At 65.8% G+C, this 21,988-nt stretch carries 17 protein-coding genes; 6 read left to right on the forward strand and 11 right to left on the reverse strand.

Translation table 11 applies throughout. The features are described 5' to 3' along the window. Positions 1–99 precede the first annotated feature (99 nt). Positions 100–846: a triose-phosphate isomerase gene (gene tpiA / locus FHY50_RS03240; protein WP_140046939.1), complete on the forward strand. Its 747-nt coding sequence runs from the start codon at positions 100–102 to the stop codon at positions 844–846. Between the two features lie 116 nt (positions 847–962). Further along, positions 963–1,544 carry a hypothetical protein gene (locus FHY50_RS03245; RefSeq protein WP_140046940.1) on the forward strand — a complete coding sequence of 194 codons (582 nt, stop codon included), beginning with the start codon at positions 963–965 and terminating at the stop codon, positions 1,542–1,544. A gap of 156 nt (positions 1,545–1,700) precedes the next feature. Here the strand turns inward: FHY50_RS03245 and FHY50_RS03250 are convergent, their stop codons facing one another. The 10 genes from FHY50_RS03250 to FHY50_RS03295 form a co-directional block, all read right to left on the reverse strand. Next, positions 1,701–4,199 (reverse strand): M10 family metallopeptidase C-terminal domain-containing protein, encoded by a 2,499-nt coding sequence (locus tag FHY50_RS03250; RefSeq protein ID WP_166745481.1) that lies wholly within the window; start codon positions 4,197–4,199, stop codon positions 1,701–1,703. A gap of 550 nt (positions 4,200–4,749) precedes the next feature. Beyond that, the gene (locus FHY50_RS03255; RefSeq protein ID WP_140046942.1) at positions 4,750–5,109 is read right to left on the reverse strand and encodes a hypothetical protein; all 360 of its coding nucleotides are present in this window, start codon (positions 5,107–5,109) and stop codon (positions 4,750–4,752) included. 84 nt (positions 5,110–5,193) lie between these two features. Next, positions 5,194–5,553, reverse strand: a complete 360-nt coding sequence (gene csgH, locus FHY50_RS03260; protein ID WP_140046943.1) for a curli-like amyloid fiber formation chaperone CsgH — start codon at positions 5,551–5,553, stop codon at positions 5,194–5,196. Between the two features lie 27 nt (positions 5,554–5,580). After that, the gene (locus FHY50_RS03265) at positions 5,581–6,372 is read right to left on the reverse strand and encodes a hypothetical protein (RefSeq protein ID WP_140046944.1); all 792 of its coding nucleotides are present in this window, start codon (positions 6,370–6,372) and stop codon (positions 5,581–5,583) included. A 23-nt stretch (positions 6,373–6,395) separates the two neighbouring features. Then, positions 6,396–7,043 (reverse strand): hypothetical protein, encoded by a 648-nt coding sequence (locus FHY50_RS03270; RefSeq protein ID WP_166745482.1) that lies wholly within the window; start codon positions 7,041–7,043, stop codon positions 6,396–6,398. Positions 7,044–7,137: 94 nt separating this feature from the next. Beyond that, the gene (locus tag FHY50_RS03275) at positions 7,138–8,526 is read right to left on the reverse strand and encodes a hypothetical protein (RefSeq protein ID WP_140046946.1); all 1,389 of its coding nucleotides are present in this window, start codon (positions 8,524–8,526) and stop codon (positions 7,138–7,140) included. Positions 8,527–8,595: 69 nt separating this feature from the next. Continuing rightward, positions 8,596–11,589, reverse strand: coding sequence for a hypothetical protein (locus FHY50_RS03280; RefSeq protein WP_140046947.1), 2,994 nt, complete (start codon positions 11,587–11,589; stop codon positions 8,596–8,598). Positions 11,590–11,840: 251 nt separating this feature from the next. Continuing rightward, on the reverse strand, positions 11,841–12,827 hold the full coding sequence (locus FHY50_RS03285; RefSeq protein WP_140231015.1) for a CsgG/HfaB family protein: 987 nt from the start codon (positions 12,825–12,827) through the stop codon (positions 11,841–11,843). Then, positions 12,827–13,309, reverse strand: coding sequence for a curli assembly protein CsgF (locus tag FHY50_RS03290; RefSeq protein WP_243846706.1), 483 nt, complete (start codon positions 13,307–13,309; stop codon positions 12,827–12,829). The genes FHY50_RS03285 and FHY50_RS03290 overlap by 1 nt, the downstream gene beginning before the upstream one ends. 342 nt (positions 13,310–13,651) lie before the next feature. Continuing rightward, on the reverse strand, positions 13,652–14,266 hold the full coding sequence (locus tag FHY50_RS03295; protein ID WP_140046948.1) for a helix-turn-helix transcriptional regulator: 615 nt from the start codon (positions 14,264–14,266) through the stop codon (positions 13,652–13,654). 239 nt (positions 14,267–14,505) lie between these two features. Between FHY50_RS03295 and FHY50_RS03300 the strand changes: the two genes are divergently transcribed. From FHY50_RS03300 to FHY50_RS03315, 4 genes are all read left to right on the forward strand, one after another. Then, positions 14,506–16,008 (forward strand): DUF389 domain-containing protein, encoded by a 1,503-nt coding sequence (locus FHY50_RS03300; RefSeq protein ID WP_140046949.1) that lies wholly within the window; start codon positions 14,506–14,508, stop codon positions 16,006–16,008. A gap of 31 nt (positions 16,009–16,039) precedes the next feature. Next, positions 16,040–16,432 carry a hypothetical protein gene (locus FHY50_RS03305; protein ID WP_140046950.1) on the forward strand — a complete coding sequence of 131 codons (393 nt, stop codon included), beginning with the start codon at positions 16,040–16,042 and terminating at the stop codon, positions 16,430–16,432. A 141-nt stretch (positions 16,433–16,573) separates the two neighbouring features. Beyond that, positions 16,574–18,820 (forward strand): TonB-dependent receptor, encoded by a 2,247-nt coding sequence (locus FHY50_RS03310; RefSeq protein ID WP_243846708.1) that lies wholly within the window; start codon positions 16,574–16,576, stop codon positions 18,818–18,820. A gap of 4 nt (positions 18,821–18,824) precedes the next feature. Then, entirely contained in the window at positions 18,825–20,210 is a 1,386-nt protein-coding gene (locus tag FHY50_RS03315; RefSeq protein WP_140046951.1) for a PepSY-associated TM helix domain-containing protein, read from the forward strand. A gap of 33 nt (positions 20,211–20,243) precedes the next feature. Here FHY50_RS03315 and FHY50_RS03320 read toward each other — a convergent pair whose 3' ends face one another. After that, positions 20,244–21,887: a ShlB/FhaC/HecB family hemolysin secretion/activation protein gene (locus tag FHY50_RS03320; RefSeq protein ID WP_166745483.1), complete on the reverse strand. Its 1,644-nt coding sequence runs from the start codon at positions 21,885–21,887 to the stop codon at positions 20,244–20,246. Positions 21,888–21,988 lie beyond the last annotated feature (101 nt).

Genomic DNA, 21,988 nt, shown 5'->3' on the forward strand with positions numbered 1-21,988 from the left:
TGCCATCAAGCGCTCCCGCGACTTCCACGGCGTCGTTTCAATCTCTAAGCCCGGCAGCAGCAAATGATTGAACGGGCAATGGCTCGACGGGGGATGCCGATGACGCGACGCAAGCTGGTGGTAGGAAACTGGAAGATGTACGGGCTGCGCGCCGATCTGCCGCAGGTTCGCGCCATCGCCGACGCTGCCGCCGCCAACCCGTCGGTCGATGCGGCGCTGTGCGTGCCGTTCACGCTGATCGAGCGCGCGGTGGCGGTCGCGGGCGCGCTGACGATCGGCGCGCAGGATTGTCACGAGGCGGATGCCGGGCCGCACACCGGCTGCACGTCGGCGGCGATGCTGGTCGAGGCGGGGGCGCGCACCGTCATCGTCGGCCACAGCGAACGCCGCGCCGACCAGCACGAGACCAGCCAGGATGCGTGGGCCAAGGCGGCGGCGGCGCGGCGCCACGGACTGAACGTCATCCTGTGCTGCGGCGAAACCGAGGCGGAGCGCGATGCGGGGCGCGCCGAGCGCGTCGTGCAGGCGCAGATCGAGAAATCGGTTCCGGAAGATGCCAGCGGTGACTGGTTCACGCTCGCCTATGAGCCGCGTTGGGCGATCGGCACGGGGCGGACGCCAACCCCCGACGAGATCGCCTCGATCCACGCGATCGCGCGCGCCAAGATGCGGCAGTTGGTCGGCGACGCCGCGCAGGGTATCCGCATCCTCTATGGCGGGTCGGTGACCGGAGCCAACGCCGCGGCGATCCTGGCGATGGACGATATCGACGGGGCCTTGGTCGGGGGGGCGAGCCTAACAGCGGAAAAGTTCGTGCCAATCATTCGGGCTGCCGCGTGCAACTGACGTCGCTGGTCGTGGAACTGTCTCGGTTCGTCTGTTTCGAAACGATTCGGCGGGTCGAGTGTTGCTATATCGAACCAGTTGAACCCAGGAGAACGACGTTGATTAAGAAGACGAGTATGATTGCTATCGCCGCCGCGCTGTCGGTCAGTGCGGCAGCGGCACAGACCCGTACCCCGATCCCGACCCCCGCGCCGCAGGCCGCCGCGACGCCGACCGTCGGCGCAATGCTGTACGATCCGCAGGGGATCGAAGCCGGCACGATCGACAGCATTCAACCGAACGCGATCATCGTGTCCACCGGAACCGCCAAGGTCGCGGTGCCGACCACTGCGGTCGGCCCGGGCGAAAAGGGCCTGGTGGTGTCGCTGACCAAGGCGCAGCTCAACGCCGCCGCGGCGCAGGCCGAGCAGCAGGCGCAGGCTGCCCTGCAGGCGCAGCTGGTGCCGGGGGCTCAGGTTCGCGGCGCCAATGGCACGACCGTGCTGGGCACGGTCAAGTCGGCGGGTGCGAATATCGTTCTGACGACGCCGAAAGGCGATGTCAGCCTTGCGCCGAGCGCGTTCGGGATGAGCCCGCGGGGAATCATCGTCGGATTGACGCCCGAGCAGTTCGACGCTGCTGTCACGGGTGCGCAGACCGGGGCGGCACCTGCCGCGGCATCGACGGCGACCCCAGCCGCGGACGCGGCGACGCAATAACCGCCGGCCGAAGGTAGGCGCTGCGATCCGGCGCGTGCCCCACGCCATCCGATGCGATTCAAAAAGAAAAGACCCCGCATGCCCCCTGATCGCTAGGGACGCGTGCGGGGTCTTGATCGTTCGGCCCGGCGAGATTGTCTCGCCGGGCCGTCCTGATCAGGCGAAGATGATGTCGGTCTGAATGATCGCCGCATTGCTCTGGATGACGAAGTCAGCGACGAGATCGCCGTCGGTATCGCCCGCGACGAAGTAGCTGCCGCCCTGCGCATAAGTGCGCAGTTCGCCGGCTGCACCGCTGAATGCGGCGCCGTCGATCCAGGTGAAGGCATCCTGCCCGCCGCCATCGACGGCATCGATTCCGCTGACGTCGATCTTGTCCTGGCCGCGGCGGAAGTCGCCGATGCGATCGGTTTCGCCGAGATCGCTGAACACGAACGTATCGCTCCCGGTGCCGCCGGTGAGGAAGTCGGCACCGGCACCGCCGTCGAGCACGTCGTTACCGATGCCGCCGTCGAGCACATCGTCACCAGCACCGCCGAACAGGGTGTCGTTGTTGGCACCGCCGAGCAGGCGATCGGCACCGGCGCCACCATCCAGCGTGTCGTTGCCGGCACCGCCGTCGAGCAGGTCGAGCCCCTCACCGCCGAGCAACGTGTCGTTGCCGGCGCCGCCGGACAATGTGTCGTCACCGCCATTGCCCGACAGGCGATCGTTGGTGGTGCCGCCGGTGATCGTGTCGGCGAAAGCGCTGCCATCGACCGCTTCGATCGCGATCAGCACGTCGCCGGCCGCTTCGCCGCCGCTGCCGCCGCGCGTGGCAAGCGATACGGTCACGCCGGACCCGGAGTTGAGGTAGCTCGCCGTATCATAGCCGGCACCGCCGTCGAGACGATCCGCACCGGCACCGCCGAGCAGCATGTCATCGCCGCGACCACCGGTCAGGACGTTGGCGACGTCGTTGCCGAGCAGCACGTCGTTGCCGTTGCCGCCGCTGGCATTCTCGATGACAACGCCATTGGCGATGGTGAAGCCGCCAAAGATGCCGTCGGCGAACGAGATCGCACCGCCGCCGGTCGGCGAATAGTCGAGCGTCGCGGCAAGCAGGTCGATCCGTGCGTCCCGATTGCCGGTGTAGCTGATCGTGTCGGTGCCGCCGGTGTCGTAGATCGTCTCGTAATAGGTACCGCGATCGTTGACGTCCTTGAGCGTGTAGGTGGTGTTGCCGGTCGCGTAGTCGGGACGGACGTCGTACCGCTCCTGCAGCTTGGCGATGTCGAAGGCGCTGAGCGTGCCCGACCAGCCCTGATCGATCGTCGCGCCGGTATAGGGCGAGGGACCGTCGGGGTTGAGCTGCCACGCGTCGTTGTACGACATGACCGTGTAGACGCCCTGGTTGAGGTCAAAAAGACCCAGCGACCCCTGCGCCGCGGTGACACCGAGCATGACGTCGGACCCGCCGCCGCGATCGTGCGGATGCGCCAGGCCATGGGCATGGCCGAACTCGTGCAGGATGACCGCGAACGAATAGCCTCCCTGTTCGAGGCTCTGCTGCTGATCGAAGTCCCAGCCGCCGCTCAGGACGTTGAACGCGCCGATGCCCTTGGCATCGCCGTAAGCCGGATCCTGCGGATAGAAATAGGCGCCATATTGTTCCGACTCGGTCGTGATCAGGCGGAAGGTCGCCTGCTCGACATCGGTGGTGATCTCGTAATTGGTGCCGAGGATTTTCTCATACTGCTCGAGCGCCTCCATCACCTGCTGCTTCTCATAGTCGTTCCAGCCAAGCGACAGGATCGGACTGACGCCGTCGTCTGCCGTCTCGCCAAAGGTCTCGCCTTCCATCGCGAAATAGACATAGGCGGTGTTGGTCTCGTCGAACGGGACGTTCTCGGCGTTGACCCAGTCGATCGAATCGAGCGGATCGAACCCTGCCAGGTCGATCTCGTTCGCGGTCAACGAATATCCACCCGTGGTCCCCGAATATGCGAGCGCATCGATGTAATATGTGCCGGACTCGGTCGCGAAGAAGCTGGCGGCCGAGCTGATATCGCCGGGGAATGCGACGTCATCGTTGAAGGCGACGACATTGCCCTCTTCGTCGTAGATCTGCAAAACGGTATCAAGTTCGCCATCGACCAGGTCGAAATAGTTGGCACCACCGCCGGCGAGTTCGATCGAATAGAGCTTACCCGCCTCGACCTCGATTTTGTAGGTATCGACTTCGGAATAGGTCGCGCCGAATGGCCCAGCACCGGGGTCGATGAAGCCGTAATTCACCACCCCCGCCTCGATCTCGACTGCGCCCGCGAACGTGTCCGGAACTTCGTCCACGCCCGAATACAGGATCGCGTCGAGCGTGTAGGTGCCGGTCGCGCCCTGGCCCGGAAATGCGCCGACGCCGATGATGTGGGTGCCGGTATAGTCCGCGGTGTAGGTCAGCAGCGAGTTGGTGGCGCTGCCGCCGTCGTCATCCTCGCCGAGCAGGGCGGTGGCGTCCTCGTTGAACACATAGAGATAGGTGTCGCCGAGTGGATCGGCTCCCGATCCGTACGCGGAGAAGAGATAGGTCTGGCCCGCGACCAGATCGATCTCATAGCCGTCGATCTCGGACCCGTCGATATCGCCATCGACCAGGATTTCCGCCGGAACCGACACTGCTGGCGCGGTCGTCGTCAGGCGGCCCGCAACGTCTGCCAGGTGCGACTCGGTCGAACCGACCGCGAACGGTTCCGCAAGCGATTTCGGCGAAGTGCAGGCAGCGCAACCGCAACCCCATGTCTCCGATTCGCCAATGAAAAATGATTGACCGGTTTTCATGAAACTATCCCCTCTGCAAATAGCGCACGCCGAGCGCGATTCGCAGAGAAGATCATAAAATATGCGCCGCGACAATCATTATTAACCAGATATTGCCAAGTCCCGAGTCAATGGCGGAAAGCATCCCAAAGCTGACGAGGGGATAGGCCGGAGTCGCGCTTGCTTAAGGGCTTGTGCGCAATATCGCGATGCTTGTGCCATGCCGATCGCATCGCGGATGAAGGCGATCAGCTTGGCATGAGGTCATAAAGCGTTTCAATTCGACCCATTCGACCATGAGTCGACGTCGCGGATCTACATGCGCAGATCGCCAAACCACGGGAAAAGGCGCCGCGCTGAACAAAAGCAACGGACGCGATCACACGTAATACATCTGGACTAGGCGACTTTACTTCAAGAAACCAAACCTTTCCATGAGCTGTTCGCGCGTAGCGATCTCCCGTTTGGCATTCGGCATCCGGACGACGTGCTCGTAGACGCCTGGTTCGATTTCCCGCCACCACGGCAAATCGATCGCACCCTGTTGCTTAAGATGGGAAAGATAGGCGTCGAGGGTGCGGAACGCCTTGCCGCGCGCGAATGGGAGGTTCTGGACACCCTCGGCCGATTGCATGGCACTTGCCCCTGGCTTGCGCGCCGGCAGACGCGGCATGGAGGAATTGTCCTGGGCGAAAATACCGGTAGCCGCCCCGGTTCCGACGGGAGCGGCGGCCATCGCCAGCGCCGCGATCAGGATCATTCCGGCCATCCGCAATTCCTTTCCATCATCCCCGAGCTATCGCGGTCTGTCCGATATGCCGATCGACCGTGGGTCGGGCAGCGGCCATGGCGATCATCCCTGTGGCCCGCGCTCTTGCGTGTAGCTTGCCGAGCTGGTCGGAGTGACGTCGAGCTTTGCCGACCAGTCGTCCGATCCGCCGCGGCTGACCTTTAGGTTGATCAGCGTGACGCGGCGGCCGGGTTCCAGTCGGGCGCGCCCGCTCTGCACCGACCGGTTGCTGCCGGAGCCGCCGCTCGACACCGCCAGCGTGTACGTCGCGTCGGTCGCCGCGTCGGCATTGCCGACCACGCGGACGCTGACCATGTCGCCGTCGGTCTCGGTTTCCAGATAGATCGGCGCGTGCGCCTCCTGCGCGGCGGAAAGGGGGGCACCGATCGTCATGAGCATCGCTCCTGCAAGGATCAATTTCATCTCAGGCACTCCTTGGCCAATCCGGGTTCATTGCGGCACAGCACCTTGCGCGTTCTGGACGATCGCCTCGATCAGATTGACCGTTTCGGGGCTGAGGCCATCGGTCGGATCCTCGGCATCGACCGGTGCCGACTGGGTGGGATTGCCCGGCAACACCAGGGATGCGACGCTTTGCGCATCGCGCGCATCGGCATCGACGTCGCTGCGGCCGAGCCGCCGGACGATCGCCGCGGGATCGCCGGTCACCTCGCGCTGCTGCTGATCGATCAGCAGCCGCTGTTCGGGTGACAGCACCGGTGCGGTGGCGCTGCGATATTCGGAGGACCGGTTTTCGATCACGCGCGCGCAGGCCTCCGAGCCTGCCGCCGGTGCGCCGGGATCGCAGGCGTCGGCGCCTCTGAGGCGGACGACGGCTTGCGGGCGGCTCTGGCCGCGGCTGGACAGCGGCGCCGCCGCCTGTGCGCTGCGTCCGCCGGTTGAAAGCTGGCTGCCGCCGGTGGCGCGATCGCGGCCGCCGACCTGAACCAGCGGGAGGGCGGGGGCCGATCCCGTCGGAACCTGCGCCATCGCCGGATCGGCGGGGGCGGTTCCCAACTGATCGACACCGGTTGAATCGGTTTGCGGTTCGGCGGTCGCCGATGCCGTGTCCTCTTCAGCGGCGCTTTCGATCTGGCGGATATTGGTTCGGCTATCCCGATCCGCATCTGCGGCCTGACGCTGTCCGGCCGACGCCGCGGTCGCCGCAAGCACGAAGCAGACCAGTGGGAGCGTCCAGCCGGTCAAGCCGTTCGATCTTGGCACCAGGGTCGCTTCCGCCATTGCCTGCCCTTACCGGTTGCGCCTCAGCGCGTTTGCGTGATCTGCATCGCCTGGCCACCGCTCTGCACGATGCCGAGGTCGCTCAAGCCATTACCCGTCTGCGTCCACATCAGGCGGTTTCCGCCGCCGTCCTGGCTCGCCGTCATCGCGTTTCCGTCGCCGTTCTGGACCAGCACCGCCTGGTTGTCGGCACCCTGCTGCGACAGCGTCATGTCGTTGTCGTTGCCCATCTGGGCAAGGATCGCGCCGTTGTCGGTCGCCGCGACAGCATCCTGTAGCGCGCGCAGCCGGTTCGCTTCGCCTTGTTGTTGCACGAACAGCGTGTTCGCGCCACTGCCGCGTTGCGCGATGACGGCATCGTTGTCGTTGCCGGTCTGGCGCAGTTCGGTGAAGCTCGCCGCCGATTCACGCTGCTCGACCTGCGCCGAGTTGCGGTCGCCGTTCTGGCGAAGGTCGCTGCGCGCCAGCGATGCCGACTGTTCGACGGTCGCGGAATTGCTGGAGCCGATCTGGCTGATGAACACGCTGCGTCCGCGCAACACCGGTCGCTCGACAGCAATCACGCCCGGCGCGGAATAGAATATGCTTTCGGCAGGGGGCGTTTCGCCGACCGGCTCGCCCGTTTGCTGCGCGAGCGCGGGGGAGGCGGCGCACAGCAGCGCGGCGCTCATCGCAGTCGCTATCCTGGTTCGCATCATCGCCAATCCTCACGCATTCGAACAAGTAACCCGGCCGGCATCCGGACGATGCCGGCCGGGTGCGACATCAGGGACGACCCTGCGTCACCGAGGCCGTCAGGTTGCTGCCATCCTGAGTGACGGTCGAGAAGTTGCCGCTGCTGTACTGCGCGACCGACGCGCTGTTGTCCGCGCCATATTGCTCGATCGTCGAGACATTGTCGTCGCCGTCCTGGATCGTCGCGGCGTCATGACCGTCGCCGCGCTGGAGGATCGACGAGAGGTTGCGATCGCCGCCCTGGGTGATCGACGCGAACTGGTCGATGCCCATGCCGTCACCCTGATCGACGGTGCCGGTATTGCGGTTGCCGATCTGCTCGACGAATGCGACCTGCGTTTCGCCGCGCTGCTGGACGTCGGCAAAGTTGACGTCGCCCGACTGGATCACGTCGGCATCCTGCGTGTCGCCGCGCTGGAAGGTGAGGGCGGTGTTGCGGTTGCCGCTCTGATCCACGGTGGCGAGGTGGTCGTTGCCCGCCGCGGCGCCCTGATCGACGCCGGCGAAGTTGCTGTTCCCCGACTGATCGACATAGCCGATGTCGGCGGTGCCCCGCTGCAGCATGGTAGCGGCATTGTTGTTGCCGCCCTGGACGATCGTGCCGATGTGGTCGCCGCCAGCCGCGCCGCCCTGATCCATGTCGGCGAAGTTGCGGTTGCCCGACTGCTCGACCAGCGCATCTTGGAAGCCGCCGCGCTGGCGGATGTTCGATTCGTTGTTGTTGCCCGACTGGATGACGCCGCGAACGGTCGCCGAATAGCCGGTGCTGTTGAAGAAGCCGCCCTGATCGACGACCGACTGGTTGTTGCGACCGGTCTGCTCGACGCTGGCGAGGTTGAGCACGCCGTCCTGCGTCACGATCGAGGTGTTGCCGCTTTCGGCCTGTTCGACATAGGCATAATTGATGCCGCCGCCCTGATCGATCTGCGACATGTTGGTGCTGCCGGTCTGCATCACGTCGGCCGTGCCGAACGATCCGGTCTGTGCGACCACCGAGTCGTTGTCATTGCCGTCCTGCGTGACGGTGGCGACATTGTCGCCGTCGCCGCCCTGGTCCAGCTGGCTGTTGTTGCCGGCGCCGGTCTGGTCGACGGTGGCGTCGTTGCGGTCCGAGGTCTGGTTGACCACCGACGTGCTGTCGCCGGCCTGGGTGACGGTCGCTGTGTTACGATTGTCGCCGTCGCCATCGTCCTGAGTGATCGTCGAATCGGCGCTGTCGCGCGACTGGGTGACGGTAGCTTCGTTGCGATTGCCACCCTGCGTGACCGTCGAGAGATGATTCGAGCCGGTCTGGCCGACCGTGACGACACCGTTGGAGCCGGTCTGGGTGACGGTCGATTGGCTGTCCTGCGCGAACGCGGGAACAGCAGCGAGGAGTGCGAGCGCCGAGACGCCGCCGAGCGTGAGATGCTTGATCATGATCTGTTATCCTTTGACGAAAGAAAAAACCGGCGCCTTCGCAAAGGAAGGCGCCGGTAATTCCAGTCGTTACATGCCGCCCTGCGTGACCATCGCCGAGTTGTTCGAACCCGACTGCATGATCACCGAGTCGTTCATCATGCCGGTCTGCAGCACGGTCGCCGTGTTGTCGGTCCCGCCCTGATCGATCGTCGACATGTGGTCGCTGCCGCGCTGCGTCACGTCGGCAAACCCGCCGGTGCCGGTCTGGCTGATGCTCGACATGTTGTCGAAGCCGACCTGCAGCGAATAGGCGGTGTTTGCGTCGCCCGCCATCGCGGCATAGCCGGTCTGGCTGATAGTCGAGCTGTTGCCCGAACCGTCCTGACGCGCCTCGGCGACTGCGCCCATCGCGAATTCGGCCGGGCTTGCAGCGAAGCCGTCCGAAATCTGGTCGATGAACACGCTATTCTCAGCACCGCCGCCGTTGTTCTGGCGGACGTCGGCGCGTGCGCTGCCGTTCTGGAAGTCCTGCTGGACGTCCGAACGGTTGCCCGTGCCGGTCTGGACGATACGCGCGTCGTTGTCGGTCGAGGTTGTCGATGCGTAGTTCGAGATGTTGTCGCCGCCGGTCTGGCGGACGACGACATCGCCGTTCGAAGCGTTGCGACCCTGGGTCACGTACGATTCGTTGCTGAGCGGGCCGTCATTCTGCATCTGGTTCACATCGACCGTGCTGCCCAGGTTCACATTGTCCTGGAACACGTTCGAGATGTTGGCCTGTCCAGGCGAACCCGCCATGCCGGCATCGTTCTGCACCACGCGGACCGTGTTGGCCGGAGGAGCGAGGTTCGAATCCGCCAGCGTCGTCACGGTCGAGGTCGAGCCGCTCCAGCCGCTCTGCCGCACGACGACGTCGCCGCCGGCCTGCTGCGTCACGGTCGAGGTGCTGTTGTCACCGTCCTGAACGACATTGGCGGTCGCGAACGAACCGGTCTGATCGATCCGCGAGACGTTGTCGTTGCCGTCCTGACGCGAAACCGCGTCGTTGGTCGAGCCGCCGCTCTGGAAGATGCGGCTCTGGTTGCTGGCGCCGTCCTGAACGATGGTCGCGATGTCGAGGTTGCCCGACTGCGAGATCTGGCCGATGCCGTCGGTGCCGGTCTGGACCAGGCGGGCCTGGTTGTCGCCCGACGAAGCGACGTCGGTCGTCGGCTGGCTGTCATGGCCCTTTGGCGGGAACACTTCGGGATCGGACACGCCGCCCTGGGTGACCTGTGCCATGTTGCCGTCGCCACCCTGGCGCAGCGTCAGCTGGTTGCCGCCGGCGCCGCCCTGATAGGTGTAGCCCTGGGCGTTGTCGCCGTTCTGGACGACCACCGCACCCTGTGCGCCCGCGCCGCGCTGGAAGCCTTCCAGCTTGTTCGCGTCGCCGTCCTGCGTGATCGAAGCCGACGAACCGGCGGCATTCGAGTTCTGCTGGAAGAAGGTGTAGTTGTCGTTGCCGGTCTGAGCGATGTCGAGCGCCGACCCGTCGACGCCGCCTTCCTGCTTGGCGATCGCGCCGTTGCGGTCGCCGTCCTGGTCGATCGACACCGTGCCGCCGATCGAGGACTGCTCGATCGACGCGCTGTTGTCGTCGCCCAGCTGCGCTACGTCGCCGTTCGAACCCGAAGCGCTACCGGTCTGGTTGACGTACGAGCTGTTGCTGAAGCCGTCCTGCGACACCGTCGTGAAGGCGCCCGACGACTGGAGCACGTTCGATTCGTTGCCATCGCCGATCTGGCGGACATCGGCATCGGCGAACGCTCCCGACTGGTTGATGAGCGAGGTGTTGGTCGGCGCATTGGCCGGTGCACCGATGTTGGCGCCGCGCTGATACACGCGAGCGTTGGCGTCGCTGGCCGACTGGGTGATGCGCGACGCGTTGCGACCGAAGTCGTTGGGCGCGACGCTGCCCTGGTTGACGGTGGCGGTCGCTTCGGCGGTCTGGTCGATCACCGAGGTGTTGTAGACGTCTGCCTGACGGACATCAGCGGTCGCCGCTGCCGACTGGTTGATCGCCGAGCGGTTGAGCGTGCCGTTCTGGACCAGCGACGCATCGGCGCCGTCGGCATCCTGGTCGATCAGCGAGACGTTGTTGGCATACGACGTGCCAGCCGACGACGGAGGCAGCGTATCGCCGTCCCAGTTACGTGGGCCAAGGCCGTTCGGGCCGCCGCGCTGTACGACATTGGCGGTGGCGCCGGCCGACTGGTCGATGACCGAGGTATTGTCGTCGCTGCGCTGGGCGACGGTCGCGCTGGCGCCGGCGCCCGACTGGGCGATGTCTGAAACGTTGCCGTTGCCGACCTGGGTGGCGGAAGCGAAATTGTCTTCGCCGGTCTGCTCGACGTCGGACAGGTTGTCATCGCCATTCTGGACGACGAATGCTTCCTGGCTTCCGTTCTGGATCACGCTGTTCTGCAGCACGTTCGAATCGTTGCGGTTGCCCGACTGGGACACGTCGGCGCTCGTCAGGTTGGCACCCGCTCCGCCATTCTGCTCCTGCTGGACGAACGACGCGTTGTCGTCACCGTTCTGGCTGACGGCAGCACGCGAATAGGCCGAAGGATCCTGATCTATGGTCGACGTGTTGCGATCGCCGCGCTGGATGACGCCGCCACGCGACGTGTTGAGCGCATTGCCGACGCCGTTGCTGTTGCCGTTCTGGAGCACTTCAGAGAAGTTCTCGGTGCCCACCTGATAGACTTCGGCTTCGCTCGACGTGCCGGCCTGGTTGACGCGCGAGGTGTTGTCGCCGTTCTGGAAGACCTGGACTTCGTTACGGTCGGAGCCCGACTGCACGACTTCCGAGTCCGCGCTGTCGCCGCGCTGCTCGACGACGACTTCATTCTGGCGCGCCAGGTTGGTGCCGTTGCCGGACTGGGTAACGGTCGAGGTGCCGTTGCTGCCGTTCTGCGTCACGACGGCGTCGTTGAACGCGCCGCTCTGCGTAACCGTGGAGGTGCTGTCCTGCGCCATCGCCGGCATTGCGGCGAAGAGTGCGATCGATGAGACCGACGTCAAAATAGTGCGTTTCATGGTTGTCTATCCTCTGTTCGGACGTGATAACCATGTCGCCCCCGCAAGCGGGGCCAACATGATAGCTAAGTGCAACCCAGACTTCCTGCGCGCATCGGAGCTGCAACTCCGGTGCGCGCTTCGTTGTGGGGTTGGCGCCGACTGCAACCGGTCGTGCCCCACCCTGGAATTTCGTTTCCGAAAGGGACGCCAGGACGCCCCGTTCCGGTATTCGATCCGTTCCGGCGCAATTGCCGGTCCGGGGAATCTCGTCAGCGCGAACCGCCTGCGCTTGCCCCTCCTTCACGCCGTTCGGGAGGGGGAACATCGCGCGGCCGTACCTTTTCGGGCGGGGCCGCTTCGGCGCGTTTCATCGCCGTTTGAACCTGTGCCGCGTCGAACACGCCGTCGCGCTCCTGGCGATAGCGCCACAGCATCGGCCAGCCGGCGGTCTGGTCCGCGAAATCCCACAGCTTGAGATCGACGCCTTCCATCACCAGGCCATAGACAGCCTTCTCGACCGCCTGCTGCAGCGCGAGCTGGTCGGGTTCGTTGGTGGTGACGCCGGTCTCGGCCTCGAGCAGCTCCTTGAACGCGACGAACTTGAATACGCTGGCTCCGATCGAGCGCGAGGCGATCGTCTTGGACGCGGTGACTGAGGTCAGCACTTCGCCGGTGCGCACGGAAACCGCGCGCAGATAGACGGTGACGGTGTCCTGCCGATACTCGCCGCGCGCGCCGATGCCGAGGAACGCGGCGCCCGCACCGCCGGTGACGGTGTTGGTGTCGTAGCCGACAATGCCGCCTTCGATCAGCACGCCGGCGAACAGCAGCGCCGGCAGCGCCTGCGCATTGACGCCGGTCTCGCCCAGATAGCGTTCGCGCATCTCGCGGATGATCTGGCGCTCGCTCAGCAGGTTCTTGAGCGATTCACGCTCGACGATCGTGAACCACTGGCGGTTGCCGACATCCTGCAGCGCCTTGACCAGGATCGATCCGCCGCCCTGCGATACCGCGCGCGACAGCGTCTGGCCGACGTCGCTCGGCTTGAACTGGCCGGTCTGGTCGGTGAAGCCATAGACCGCGACCGCGACCGGGCGGGCAGGGGGCGGGATCGCCTCGAGCGCCTTTTGCGTCTGGGTCTTGGCGGGATAGACCGCCAGGCTGCTGGTTTCGGGGATCAGGTCGCGGCCGGAATTGCCGATCGTGGTGCACGCGGACAGCGATACGCCCGCGACGAGAAGCGCGAGCAGCCGCATCACTGGACCTCTAGGAAGGTCGGGATCACGATCGTCGTGATCTCGCCGGTTGCATCGTTGGTGATGGTCAACGTGACTTCGTCGAGCGAGCGGAAGAAGTCGATGGTCTGCCCGCCGAAGCTGATCGTGCCGCTTTCCTGGGGATTTTCACCGAAGATCGCATCGACGATCTGCGAGGAGAGCGACGACAGCAGCCGCGATTGCAGCTGGCGCGCGAAGATGTCGGCTTCGGTGCTGTTCGACGCGACCGACGACGGGTCACGGAAATCATTCTGCGCGTTGGCGATGCCGAGCAGGTGCGACGAGTTGAACGGATTGCCGCCGAACGATGGATTGATCGGCGTATAGGTGATGTCCTGGGCGGCGGCCGGTGCGGTCATTGCAATCGCCACGATCGGCAGGGCGATCACGACCAGCGTGCGACCGCTCAGCCGACGACGAATTGCGCGCCAAAAGGCGCCGGTTCGAACGAATTGCCCCATCTTACCCCCTCGGAATCCGCGGTGCACCCCATGCGACTCGCGGACCTGTTCTGTTAATCGCTTATTAACGACCGTCACCTTGGGGCCGCATCCCCAACCTGGAGTAGGGAGGTGGTTAACGAACCCTTTCTTTTGAGTCGTTCGGATTCGGGACAACGATGGGTGGCGATAACGGAATCAAGCCGATCGTTTCGAACATAGTAAACAAAGCGGAATAGGATATGATCTGCGCGATGTTTACTACATCGACCGGACGAAATTATTCATATCGGTTGGTAGCTTACACCGATTTCAGGAAGGAATAGTTGCTCTGGTCCGGGAAGGCCCAAAATCGGCCTCGCCTCACAGAATGCGATAGGGCCGCAGCCTGCTGAACATCTCCTCGCGCGACCGGACCCCGACCTTCGAATAGATCCGTCGGACATGCGTGCGCACCGTATCGACCGAGATCAGCAGATCGGTGGCGAGCTGGCTGGCGGTGCGGCCGTTGAGCAGGCCGACCACGATGCGGTGCTCGGCGCGAGTCAGCGAAAAGACGCGGTCGATGTCGCTGTAGTTCGCCATGAATCCAGCCGTATCGCGCGTGAATTCAAGGCATGCCGCCGATCGGCCGTCGACGCCGATCCGTCGCCCGCGGAACAAGAGATGCGCGGAGCGGTCGGGGTAGGGGATCGACACGGTCCCAAGCTCTTCCCCCAGCGCTTCGATGAAGTCGGTGAAGTCGCGCTGTGCGGTGGCGGAGGCAAAGGCCAGCGCGCCATCGCGCAGGACGACGCCCGCATCGTCGCCAAGCTGCTGCGATGCCGGCCGGTTCGACCAGAGCACCTGCAGATCGGCCGCCACGATCAGCCTTGGGCGCGAATCCGCGCCCAACCAAGCAAGCGCCAGCGTCGCCAGGTCGGGCGCCTCGGCTGCATCCTGTTCGGCGATCCGTTCGTTGAGCACATCTTTCCCCATCGATGGCGTCCGTCAGCGCTGCGATCCTACCCCGCACGCCGATCGCACGGCCCACGAAACAATCGGGGATAGTGCAGATTAGGGACAGCCGCGCAACTAAAGGATCGTCATCGTCCCAATCGTGGACGCCGCAATTGACTATAGAGTCTTTGGCACAGGGTGAGCGCCCGCGCCGAGCCCGCCGCCAGCACAGATGGCACGGCTGGCATCGCGCGACGTCACCGCCTAAACCGCCCACGATGACGACCAGTATCGCCCCGGCGCACCCCATCCTCCATTGGTGGCGTAACCACGTCGTCGCGACGGTCGATCATTCGGTCGTCGTGCAAAAGGTCGATTCGGACAACGGCTTCAACGGCCGATACGTGTTCATGACGCTGATGTCGGCCGGGATCGCGGTGCTCGGCCTGCTGCTGTCGTCGCCGGCCGTCATCATCGGCGCGATGCTCATCTCGCCGCTGATGGGTCCGATCATCGGCCTTGGGTTCGGCGTCGCGCTGTTCGACGCGGTCGAAATCCGCCGCGCGCTGACCGCGCTGGCGCTCGGCACAATCCTGGCGATCCTGTTCTGCGCCATGGTCGTGCTCGTGTCGCCGTTGCAGACCGTGACCAGCGAGCTGGCAGCGCGCACCCGGCCCAACCTGTTCGACCTGCTCGTCGCATTGTTTTCCGGGCTGGCGGGCGCCTATGCGATGATCCGAGGGCGCGAGGGCGCGATCGTCGGCGTGGCGATCGCGACCGCGCTGATGCCGCCGCTCGCCACGGTCGGGTTCGGCCTGGCGACCTGGAACGGCACCGTCTTCTTCGGCTCGCTGCTGCTGTTCTTCACCAACTTCATGGTGATCGCGCTGTCGGCGGCGATCATGGCGCGGCTTTACGGTTTCGGGCCGCGATTGTCGCCGCGACAGACGGTGCTGCAGACGCTGCTGATGCTGAGCGTGTTCATCGCGCTGGCGGTCCCGCTCGGCTTCACGCTGCGCCAGATCGCGTGGGAAGCGACGGCGTCGCGGCAGGCGCGCGATGTGGTTTCGGCGCAATTCGGCGATTCGGCGCGCGTCAGCCAGATCGACGTCGATTATGCCGCGCGGCCGCTGCGCGTGACCGCGACCGTTTTGACGCCGCAATTCGTGGCGCAGGCGGAACGTGCGGCAGCGGCGGAGCTGACCAAGGCGTTCGGACGGCCGGTCGGGGTGGCTATCGAGCAGTTCCGTGTCGAGGTAGGCAATGCCGAGGCGGCGCAGCTCGCGCGGGCGCAAGCGAACGAGCGCGCCACGCTCGAGGCGCGCATCGTCACGCAGGTTGCCGAGCAGCTCGCACTGGTCGCGGGCGTGCCGGCGGAGCAGGTGCTGGTCGATCGCGATCATCGCCGCGCGCAGGTGACCGCGACGCCGCTGCCTGGTGCCGACCTGGCGGCCTATCGCACGCTGGAAGCGCGCGTTGCCGCGGTCGCCGACGGCTGGTCGGTCGAGCTAATCCCGCCGGCAGTGCCACTGCCATCGGTCAGCGTCGGCGAGGACGGACCCGATGCCGAGGGGCAGGCGGCGCTGCGAACGGCGATCTGGGCGGCGCGGCGGCTGCGGTTGCCGCTCGGGGTCTCTGGCGCGCAGGCGGAGGCCGTGGCGGCGGCGCTTGCCGACGCCGGGATCGCGGCCGAGCGCCTGCCCGGCGAAGGTGCCGAGGTGGAACTGGAATGGCTGGCGCCGGGTCAGCCGTCCGAAGCGCAATTGGCGACGCAGGGATGACAGCGCCGCGCGGCTGGACTAGGGGCGCGGCATGACGGGGTGGATTCGGCAGTCAGGGGCAGCGCGCGGCATTTTCGTCGCGGCCGCGTTCCTCGTCCTGCTGCTACGCACGCTTGTGCCGTCGGGGTTCATGCCGGTCGAGACGGGCGGCACGATCGTTGTCCAGATCTGCTCGGGCTACGGCCCCGCCAGCATCGAAATCGATCTCGGCAAGAAGGCGCCGGGCAAGCATCATAAGGCATCCGACCAGCCGTGCAGCTATGCGGGCTTCGCCGGGCCGCTGCTCGCGCAGCTGGGGCCGGCGGTGCTGTCCGCGCCGCTGCCCGTCATCATGCTTTCGTCGGGCGCGGCGATTGCCGACCTGACCGTCCACCGGCTTGCCGCGCCTCCGCCACCCGCGATCGGCCCCCCGCAAGATATCTGAGTGCGTTCGCGCGACAGGCTTTCCTTGCCTGCCGCCATTTCGTGACCAGCGTCCGCGATCAGCTGCCGTTCGAGCACTGAGTGAAGCGGCGTCCGGCGCGGCTCTCGATATCTGAGGATCGTTCCATTGCATATTCGCACTTTGGCCCTCGCCTCTGCGCTGGCGGCGCAGCCCGCGCTTGCCCAGCAGGCGCCCTCGAATGAAACTCCCGACGACGATGCGATCCTGGTGGTCGGGCAGCGTGATGCCCCGATCACCGTCGTTCCGCGCGGCCTGTCGGTATCGCTCGGTGCCGAGGAGTTCGGCGCGATCAACGCCATCAACGTCGAAGACCTGATGAAATATGCGCCCAATTTCTATGTGCGCAAACGCTTTGCCGGCGACGACAATGCCGTCGTCGCGTTGCGCGGTGCCAACACCATCCAGAGCGCGCGCACGATCGTGCTGGTCGACGGCTTCGTGGTGTCCAACTTCCTCGGTAACCGCTGGGACTATCCACCGAAGTGGAACGTCGTAGGTCCGTCGGAAGTACGCCAGTTCGATATCGTCTATGGCCCGTATTCGGCGCGCTATGGCGGCAATTCGATGGGCGGGGTCATCTCGGTCACGACGCAGGAGCTCGAGGGAACGTCGGTAAATGGCTCCGTGCAGGGGTTTGCGATGCCGTTTCGCGAATATGGCTATGACTACACCTTCACCGGCTACAGCGCCGAGGGGAGCGCCGGGTGGAAGCAGAGGGACGGACCGTGGAGCGTCCGAGGCGGGATTCGGCATTTCGAGAATATCGGCCAGGCGCAGACCTACAATCTGCTCAGCCGGGCGACCGGGGACGCGCCGTCGGTGCCGGTAACCGGCGCCTATGTCGACGAGCGCCTTGCCGCGCCGGTGTTCGGCGGCGCGTCGCCGGTCGATGTCGTCCAGGATCAGGGCCGCCTCCGCATCGGGTATGAAACCCGGGGCGGGTGGAAGCTCGAGGCGCTTGGCTTCGTGTGGAAGACGAGGCAGGAACTGACCGACCCGCGCAGCTTCCTGACCGATGCCGCCGGCGATCCGGTCTACCAGGGGCGCGTGCTGTTTGCCGGGGAGCAGTGGAACGCCACCGGCCTCAATTTCTCCACGACCAGCCGGACCGAGTATCTGGTGGGCGCGAAGCTCGCCGGACCGATCGCGGGCTGGGATGTCTCGGCGAACCTGTCGCGCTACTGGATCCCCGAGCAGGACAGCCGGACATCGGCAAACTACCTTGCCGGGGAATCCGGCGGCGCGGGAACGCAGACGGTGCAGGACGTGCCAGGCTGGTGGACCGGCGACATCGCAGCCGAGCACGAAATAGGGGCGCACAAGCTGGCGCTTGGCGTCAACGCGAACCTGTACGCGACTGCGCAGGAGACCTTTGCCACCGCGAACTGGCGCAGCGCCAGCGCACCGGTGTTTACCGCTGCCACGCGCGGCAAGACGAGCCTTTGGGGAATATGGGTCGAGGATGCCTGGTTGATCGGTCCAGACGTCACCCTGACCGGCGGTATCCGCTACGACCGCTGGCGCGCGTTCGGCGGCGGTCTCTCCGGGCTGGTCGCTTGTGTGCGCGAAGATGAGCGCTATGCCGAGCGAACCGACGATTCGATCAGCCCCAAGCTGAGCATCCAAGGCGAACTGCCGGGAGCGATCGCGGCGCAGTTGAGTTTCGGCACCGCGACCCGGTTCCCGACCGTGGGGGAGCTATTCCAGGGGCGGTTCGACACCGATCTCGGCATCATCGATCCCGATAGCTTCGATCCCGACCTGCGGCCGGAAAAATCCCGCGACGTCAACCTGATCCTCGCGCGCAACTTCGGCAAGCTGCGGACCACTGCCAGCATCTTCTATCAGGATGTCGAGGACGCGATCTTCAGTTTCCAGGGGCTCAACCAGTTTGGCACGGTGGTCAGTTCGTACAAGAATGTCGATCGCACGCGGCAGGTGGGCGTCGAGCTGATCGGCGAGATCCGCGATCTGCTGCCGCGGCTCGATGTCGATGCCAATGTCGCGTGGACCGACGCCCGGACGCTCCGCAACACCCCCGACCCGCGCGCCGAAGGCGTGCAGTTCCCGCGCATTCCCCGCTGGCGGGCGAACGGCAATATCCGCTACCAGATCGCCGACCCGGTCAAGCTGTCGGCGGGATGGCGTTTTGCGACGCGACCGAACTCGGACCTGCTGGGGCAGGTGCGCGGCGGAGCCTATGGCTTCCAGACCGAGTATTTCTTCATCGACACGCGTGCGTCGGTGGCGCTCAGCGAGACGCTCGATCTGAGCGTCGGGATCGACAACCTGTTCAATGATCAAGCCTATGTCTCGCATCCGCTACCCCAGCGGACGTTCGTGGCCGATATCAAAGCGAAATGGTGACGTCATGGTGCTGACTATTGACCGCGCTGCCTTTCACCGGACGATCTGGCGCTGGCATTTCTATGCCGGGCTGTTCGTCATTCCGTTCGTGCTGTTGCTGGCGGTCACCGGCAGCTTCTACCTGTTCAAGCCGCAGGTCGAGCGCTGGGAAGAACGGGCGTTTCAAGGGTTGCCCACCACCGCGTCAGTCGGCCCGCGCGCGCAGGTCGATGCCGCGCTCGCGGCATTTCCGGGCGCGCGCTTCGCCAGCTATCGCTTGCCTGAACGCAGCGGCGACGCGGCGCTGGTGCATGTCGCGCTGCCGGATGGCGCGGGAATGCGCGACGTGTTCGTGGCACCGCAAGGCCGGGTGCTGGGCAATATCGCGCCCGACGACCGCCTGATGGAGATCGACAAGCGCATCCACGGCGAGCTGTTGCTCGGCAAGCGCGGCAGCTGGCTGGTCGAACTGGCGGCAAGCTGGGCGATCGTACTGGTGCTGACCGGTCTCTATCTATGGTGGCCGCGCGGACGCGGGCTCGCTGGCGTGGTTTGGCCCAGATTGCGAGGCGGCCGGCGCGTCTTCTGGCGTGATTTGCACGCTGTGACGGGATTCTGGATTTCGGGCCTGGTGCTGGTGCTGCTCGTGACCGGGCTGCCCTGGGCTGGGGTGTGGGGCAGCGCCTTCAAGGCGGCGCGGGGCGAGCTCGGCTGGGTGCAGGGTCCGCAGGACTGGACGCTGGGTGGCGCCGCGCCGGTGGCAGCCGCGGCCGATCTCCACGCTTCGCACGATCATGCAGCGATGGTGGCCGGGGTAAGCAGCGCGGCCGCGCCGCAAGCTGCCGGCATCGGGATCGACGCGGTCGTCGCCAGGGCGGCTGCCGAGCGGCTGGCGTTTCCGGTAATCGTCACCCCGCCGGGCGGACCGGGTCGCTTCGGAAAGCCGGGCGCACCGGTATGGACCGTGCGATCCGACGCACAGAACCGGCCGCTGCGCAGCACCATCACCTATGATCCGGCGACCGGCCGCGAGATTTCGCGGGAGGGCTTTGCCGACGGGCACCTCGCCGACCGCGTCGTCGGTTATGGCATCGCCTGGCACGAGGGCGCGCTGTTCGGATGGGTCAATCAGCTGATCGGCGTGCTGACCGCGATCGGACTGGCGACGATGGCGGTGAGCGGCTTCGTGCTGTGGCGGCGGCGCAAGCCGCCCGGGTCGCTCGGCGCGCCGCCCGCGGCAGCGCTGCCCGCGCGGATGGGAGGCGTCGCGGCCATCCTGATCGCGTTGGCCGCGCTGCTGCCGCTGCTGGCCTTGTCGCTGGCCGGATTGTGGCTGTTCGAGCGGTTGCTGCTGCCGCGCCTGCCGGGGCTCGCGCGGTGGTTGAGCCAGGCGGCGCCGGGGGCAGCGTAATCGCTGCGACCCGGCGCGCGCCGAGGCGCTGGGTCAGAAGCTCTTGGCGATGCGGAAATTGATCTGCGGATCGGCCTGGCCGCTGTCGAAGCGGTCGCCGGCCATCGGCACCGCTACCTCCAGCTCGACATTCAGCCCGCGCGTCACATAGCTGCGGATACCGCCGCCGCCCGAGGCAAGCGATCCGCTATTGCCGTCAGGGCCCAGATTGGTGACCCGGCCGCCGTCGAGATACGCGAACAGCTGGGCGCGGCGCGCGATGCCAAGCGGCTTGGCAATATCATAGCGCAGTTCGGCGCTCGCCATCGCGCCTTCGTCGCCCGAGCGTTCGTTATAGTCATAGGCGCGCAGAAACCCGGTCCCGCCGAGCCCGATTTCCTCGGACAGCAGCAGCGGATCGGACGATATCTGCCCGCGTGCGGCGAGCCGGGTGCTGAAATCGCTGCCAAGATCGCGGATCCAGTCGGTCCACACATAGAGCGCGGTGAAGGTGCCGTCGGCATCGTCGCGAGACCGCATCGGATCGCCGGCGCGCGACGCTCCCAAACCGTCGAGCCCGCGCGTCACCGTCGCGTTGATGCGCAGGCGTCCGCCGGCCGCGAGCGCATTGCCCGAAAGCCCCGCGCGGAACGTCGTCACGCGATCTTCGCGGACACGGATGTCGCGGCGCGACTGGCGCAGGTTGCGTACCGCAAATTCGGCGTCGAACCACAGGCTGGCGGTACGGCGGCGCCAGATCGGCTGGAGCAGGCTAATGCCGGTCGACCAGCTCTGCCCCTCGATCTCGCGATCGGTCAGATACGCGCCCGGCGCTGTCGACGAGATCGACGCGACGACGCCAAGTTCGGTGCCCTGATCAGTCATCCGCTTGGCATAGCGCACGCGACCGTATTGCAGTTCTTCGGGTTCGAACGGAGTGGTCACATAGGTCACCGCCAGCGTGTCGTCGGAAAACAGCAGCGCGTTCGCCGCGACGTCGAGCTGCAACTTCTCCGGACCGATCGGTGCCGACCCGTCATTTTCGAGCACGGCGCGCGCGACGACGCGCGATGCATCGACATCGACCACCAGCACGCCGCTATTCGCATCGCGTACGAAGCGGCTTCGGCGCACGTAAATGCCCTCGATATCGCCGGCGATCAGCAAGCGACGTTCGACCTCGTCAAGCGTCGGCGCGCGGCCGTTGGCGAGCGGGGCCAGCGTGGCGGCGACGGCGGCGTTCTGGTCACCTTCAATGCGGATGCGGTCGATGCGGCCTTCATCGATATGCACTACCAGCACGCCGGCGGTCATCCGCTGCGGCGCGATCCAGGCAGAGGCGAAGACCAGCCCGCGCGCGCGCGCGCGCTGAGCGATGCGGGTGGCAAGGCGCGCCAGCTCGTCCCCCGGCAGCGTCCGCCCGACATGGTCGGCGATGATGTCGGTGAAGTCGGCGGGGGTCAGCCGGTCGAGCCCGACCAATGTGACTGCGCCGACCGCGACCGCCGTGGTTGTGGCGGCGCTGGTTCCGCTTGGCGCCTCGACGGTTATCGGCGGCTTCGGATCGGGTGTCGGCAGATCGGGCGAAGGGACGGAGCGCTCCTGCACGCTCGGGTCGGTGCGATCGAGCACTTCCTGGCTCCAGCTCGGCGCCGCCATCGTCAACAGCACTGCCGCCGCCACGGAAAATTTCACCATGTTACGCATCACCTGACCGTCATCCCCCTTTGTCTCGATCGGACGGGTAGCGGCCAAGGCATTACGAAAGCGTGAGTTTATTTGTCGGTAACCATGACGGC

Origin of the sequence: Sphingomonas japonica (assembly GCF_006346325.1) — a bacterium.
GTDB lineage: Bacteria > Pseudomonadota > Alphaproteobacteria > Sphingomonadales > Sphingomonadaceae > Sphingomonas > Sphingomonas japonica.

What these genes read in the sequence shown, in the direction of transcription:
- FHY50_RS03295 (WP_140046948.1), bottom strand. Translation starts at nt 14,266, where the DNA reads ATGGGGAAAGATGTGCTCAACGAACGGATCGCCGAACAGGATGCAGCC.
- FHY50_RS03245 (WP_140046940.1), top strand. Translation starts at nt 963, where the DNA reads ATGATTGCTATCGCCGCCGCGCTGTCGGTCAGTGCGGCAGCGGCACAG.
- FHY50_RS03275 (WP_140046946.1), bottom strand. Translation starts at nt 8,526, where the DNA reads ATGATCAAGCATCTCACGCTCGGCGGCGTCTCGGCGCTCGCACTCCTC.
- FHY50_RS03315 (WP_140046951.1), top strand. Translation starts at nt 18,825, where the DNA reads ATGGTGCTGACTATTGACCGCGCTGCCTTTCACCGGACGATCTGGCGC.
- FHY50_RS03285 (WP_140231015.1), bottom strand. Translation starts at nt 12,827, where the DNA reads ATGCGGCTGCTCGCGCTTCTCGTCGCGGGCGTATCGCTGTCCGCGTGC.
- FHY50_RS03270 (WP_166745482.1), bottom strand. Translation starts at nt 7,043, where the DNA reads ATGAGCGCCGCGCTGCTGTGCGCCGCCTCCCCCGCGCTCGCGCAGCAA.
- FHY50_RS03265 (WP_140046944.1), bottom strand. Translation starts at nt 6,372, where the DNA reads ATGGCGGAAGCGACCCTGGTGCCAAGATCGAACGGCTTGACCGGCTGG.
- FHY50_RS03255 (WP_140046942.1), bottom strand. Translation starts at nt 5,109, where the DNA reads ATGGCCGGAATGATCCTGATCGCGGCGCTGGCGATGGCCGCCGCTCCC.
- FHY50_RS03300 (WP_140046949.1), top strand. Translation starts at nt 14,506, where the DNA reads ATGACGACCAGTATCGCCCCGGCGCACCCCATCCTCCATTGGTGGCGT.
- tpiA (WP_140046939.1), top strand. Translation starts at nt 100, where the DNA reads ATGACGCGACGCAAGCTGGTGGTAGGAAACTGGAAGATGTACGGGCTG.
- FHY50_RS03280 (WP_140046947.1), bottom strand. Translation starts at nt 11,589, where the DNA reads ATGAAACGCACTATTTTGACGTCGGTCTCATCGATCGCACTCTTCGCC.
- FHY50_RS03290 (WP_243846706.1), bottom strand. Translation starts at nt 13,309, where the DNA reads ATGGGGCAATTCGTTCGAACCGGCGCCTTTTGGCGCGCAATTCGTCGT.
- csgH (WP_140046943.1), bottom strand. Translation starts at nt 5,553, where the DNA reads ATGAAATTGATCCTTGCAGGAGCGATGCTCATGACGATCGGTGCCCCC.
- FHY50_RS03320 (WP_166745483.1), bottom strand. Translation starts at nt 21,887, where the DNA reads ATGGTGAAATTTTCCGTGGCGGCGGCAGTGCTGTTGACGATGGCGGCG.
- FHY50_RS03305 (WP_140046950.1), top strand. Translation starts at nt 16,040, where the DNA reads ATGACGGGGTGGATTCGGCAGTCAGGGGCAGCGCGCGGCATTTTCGTC.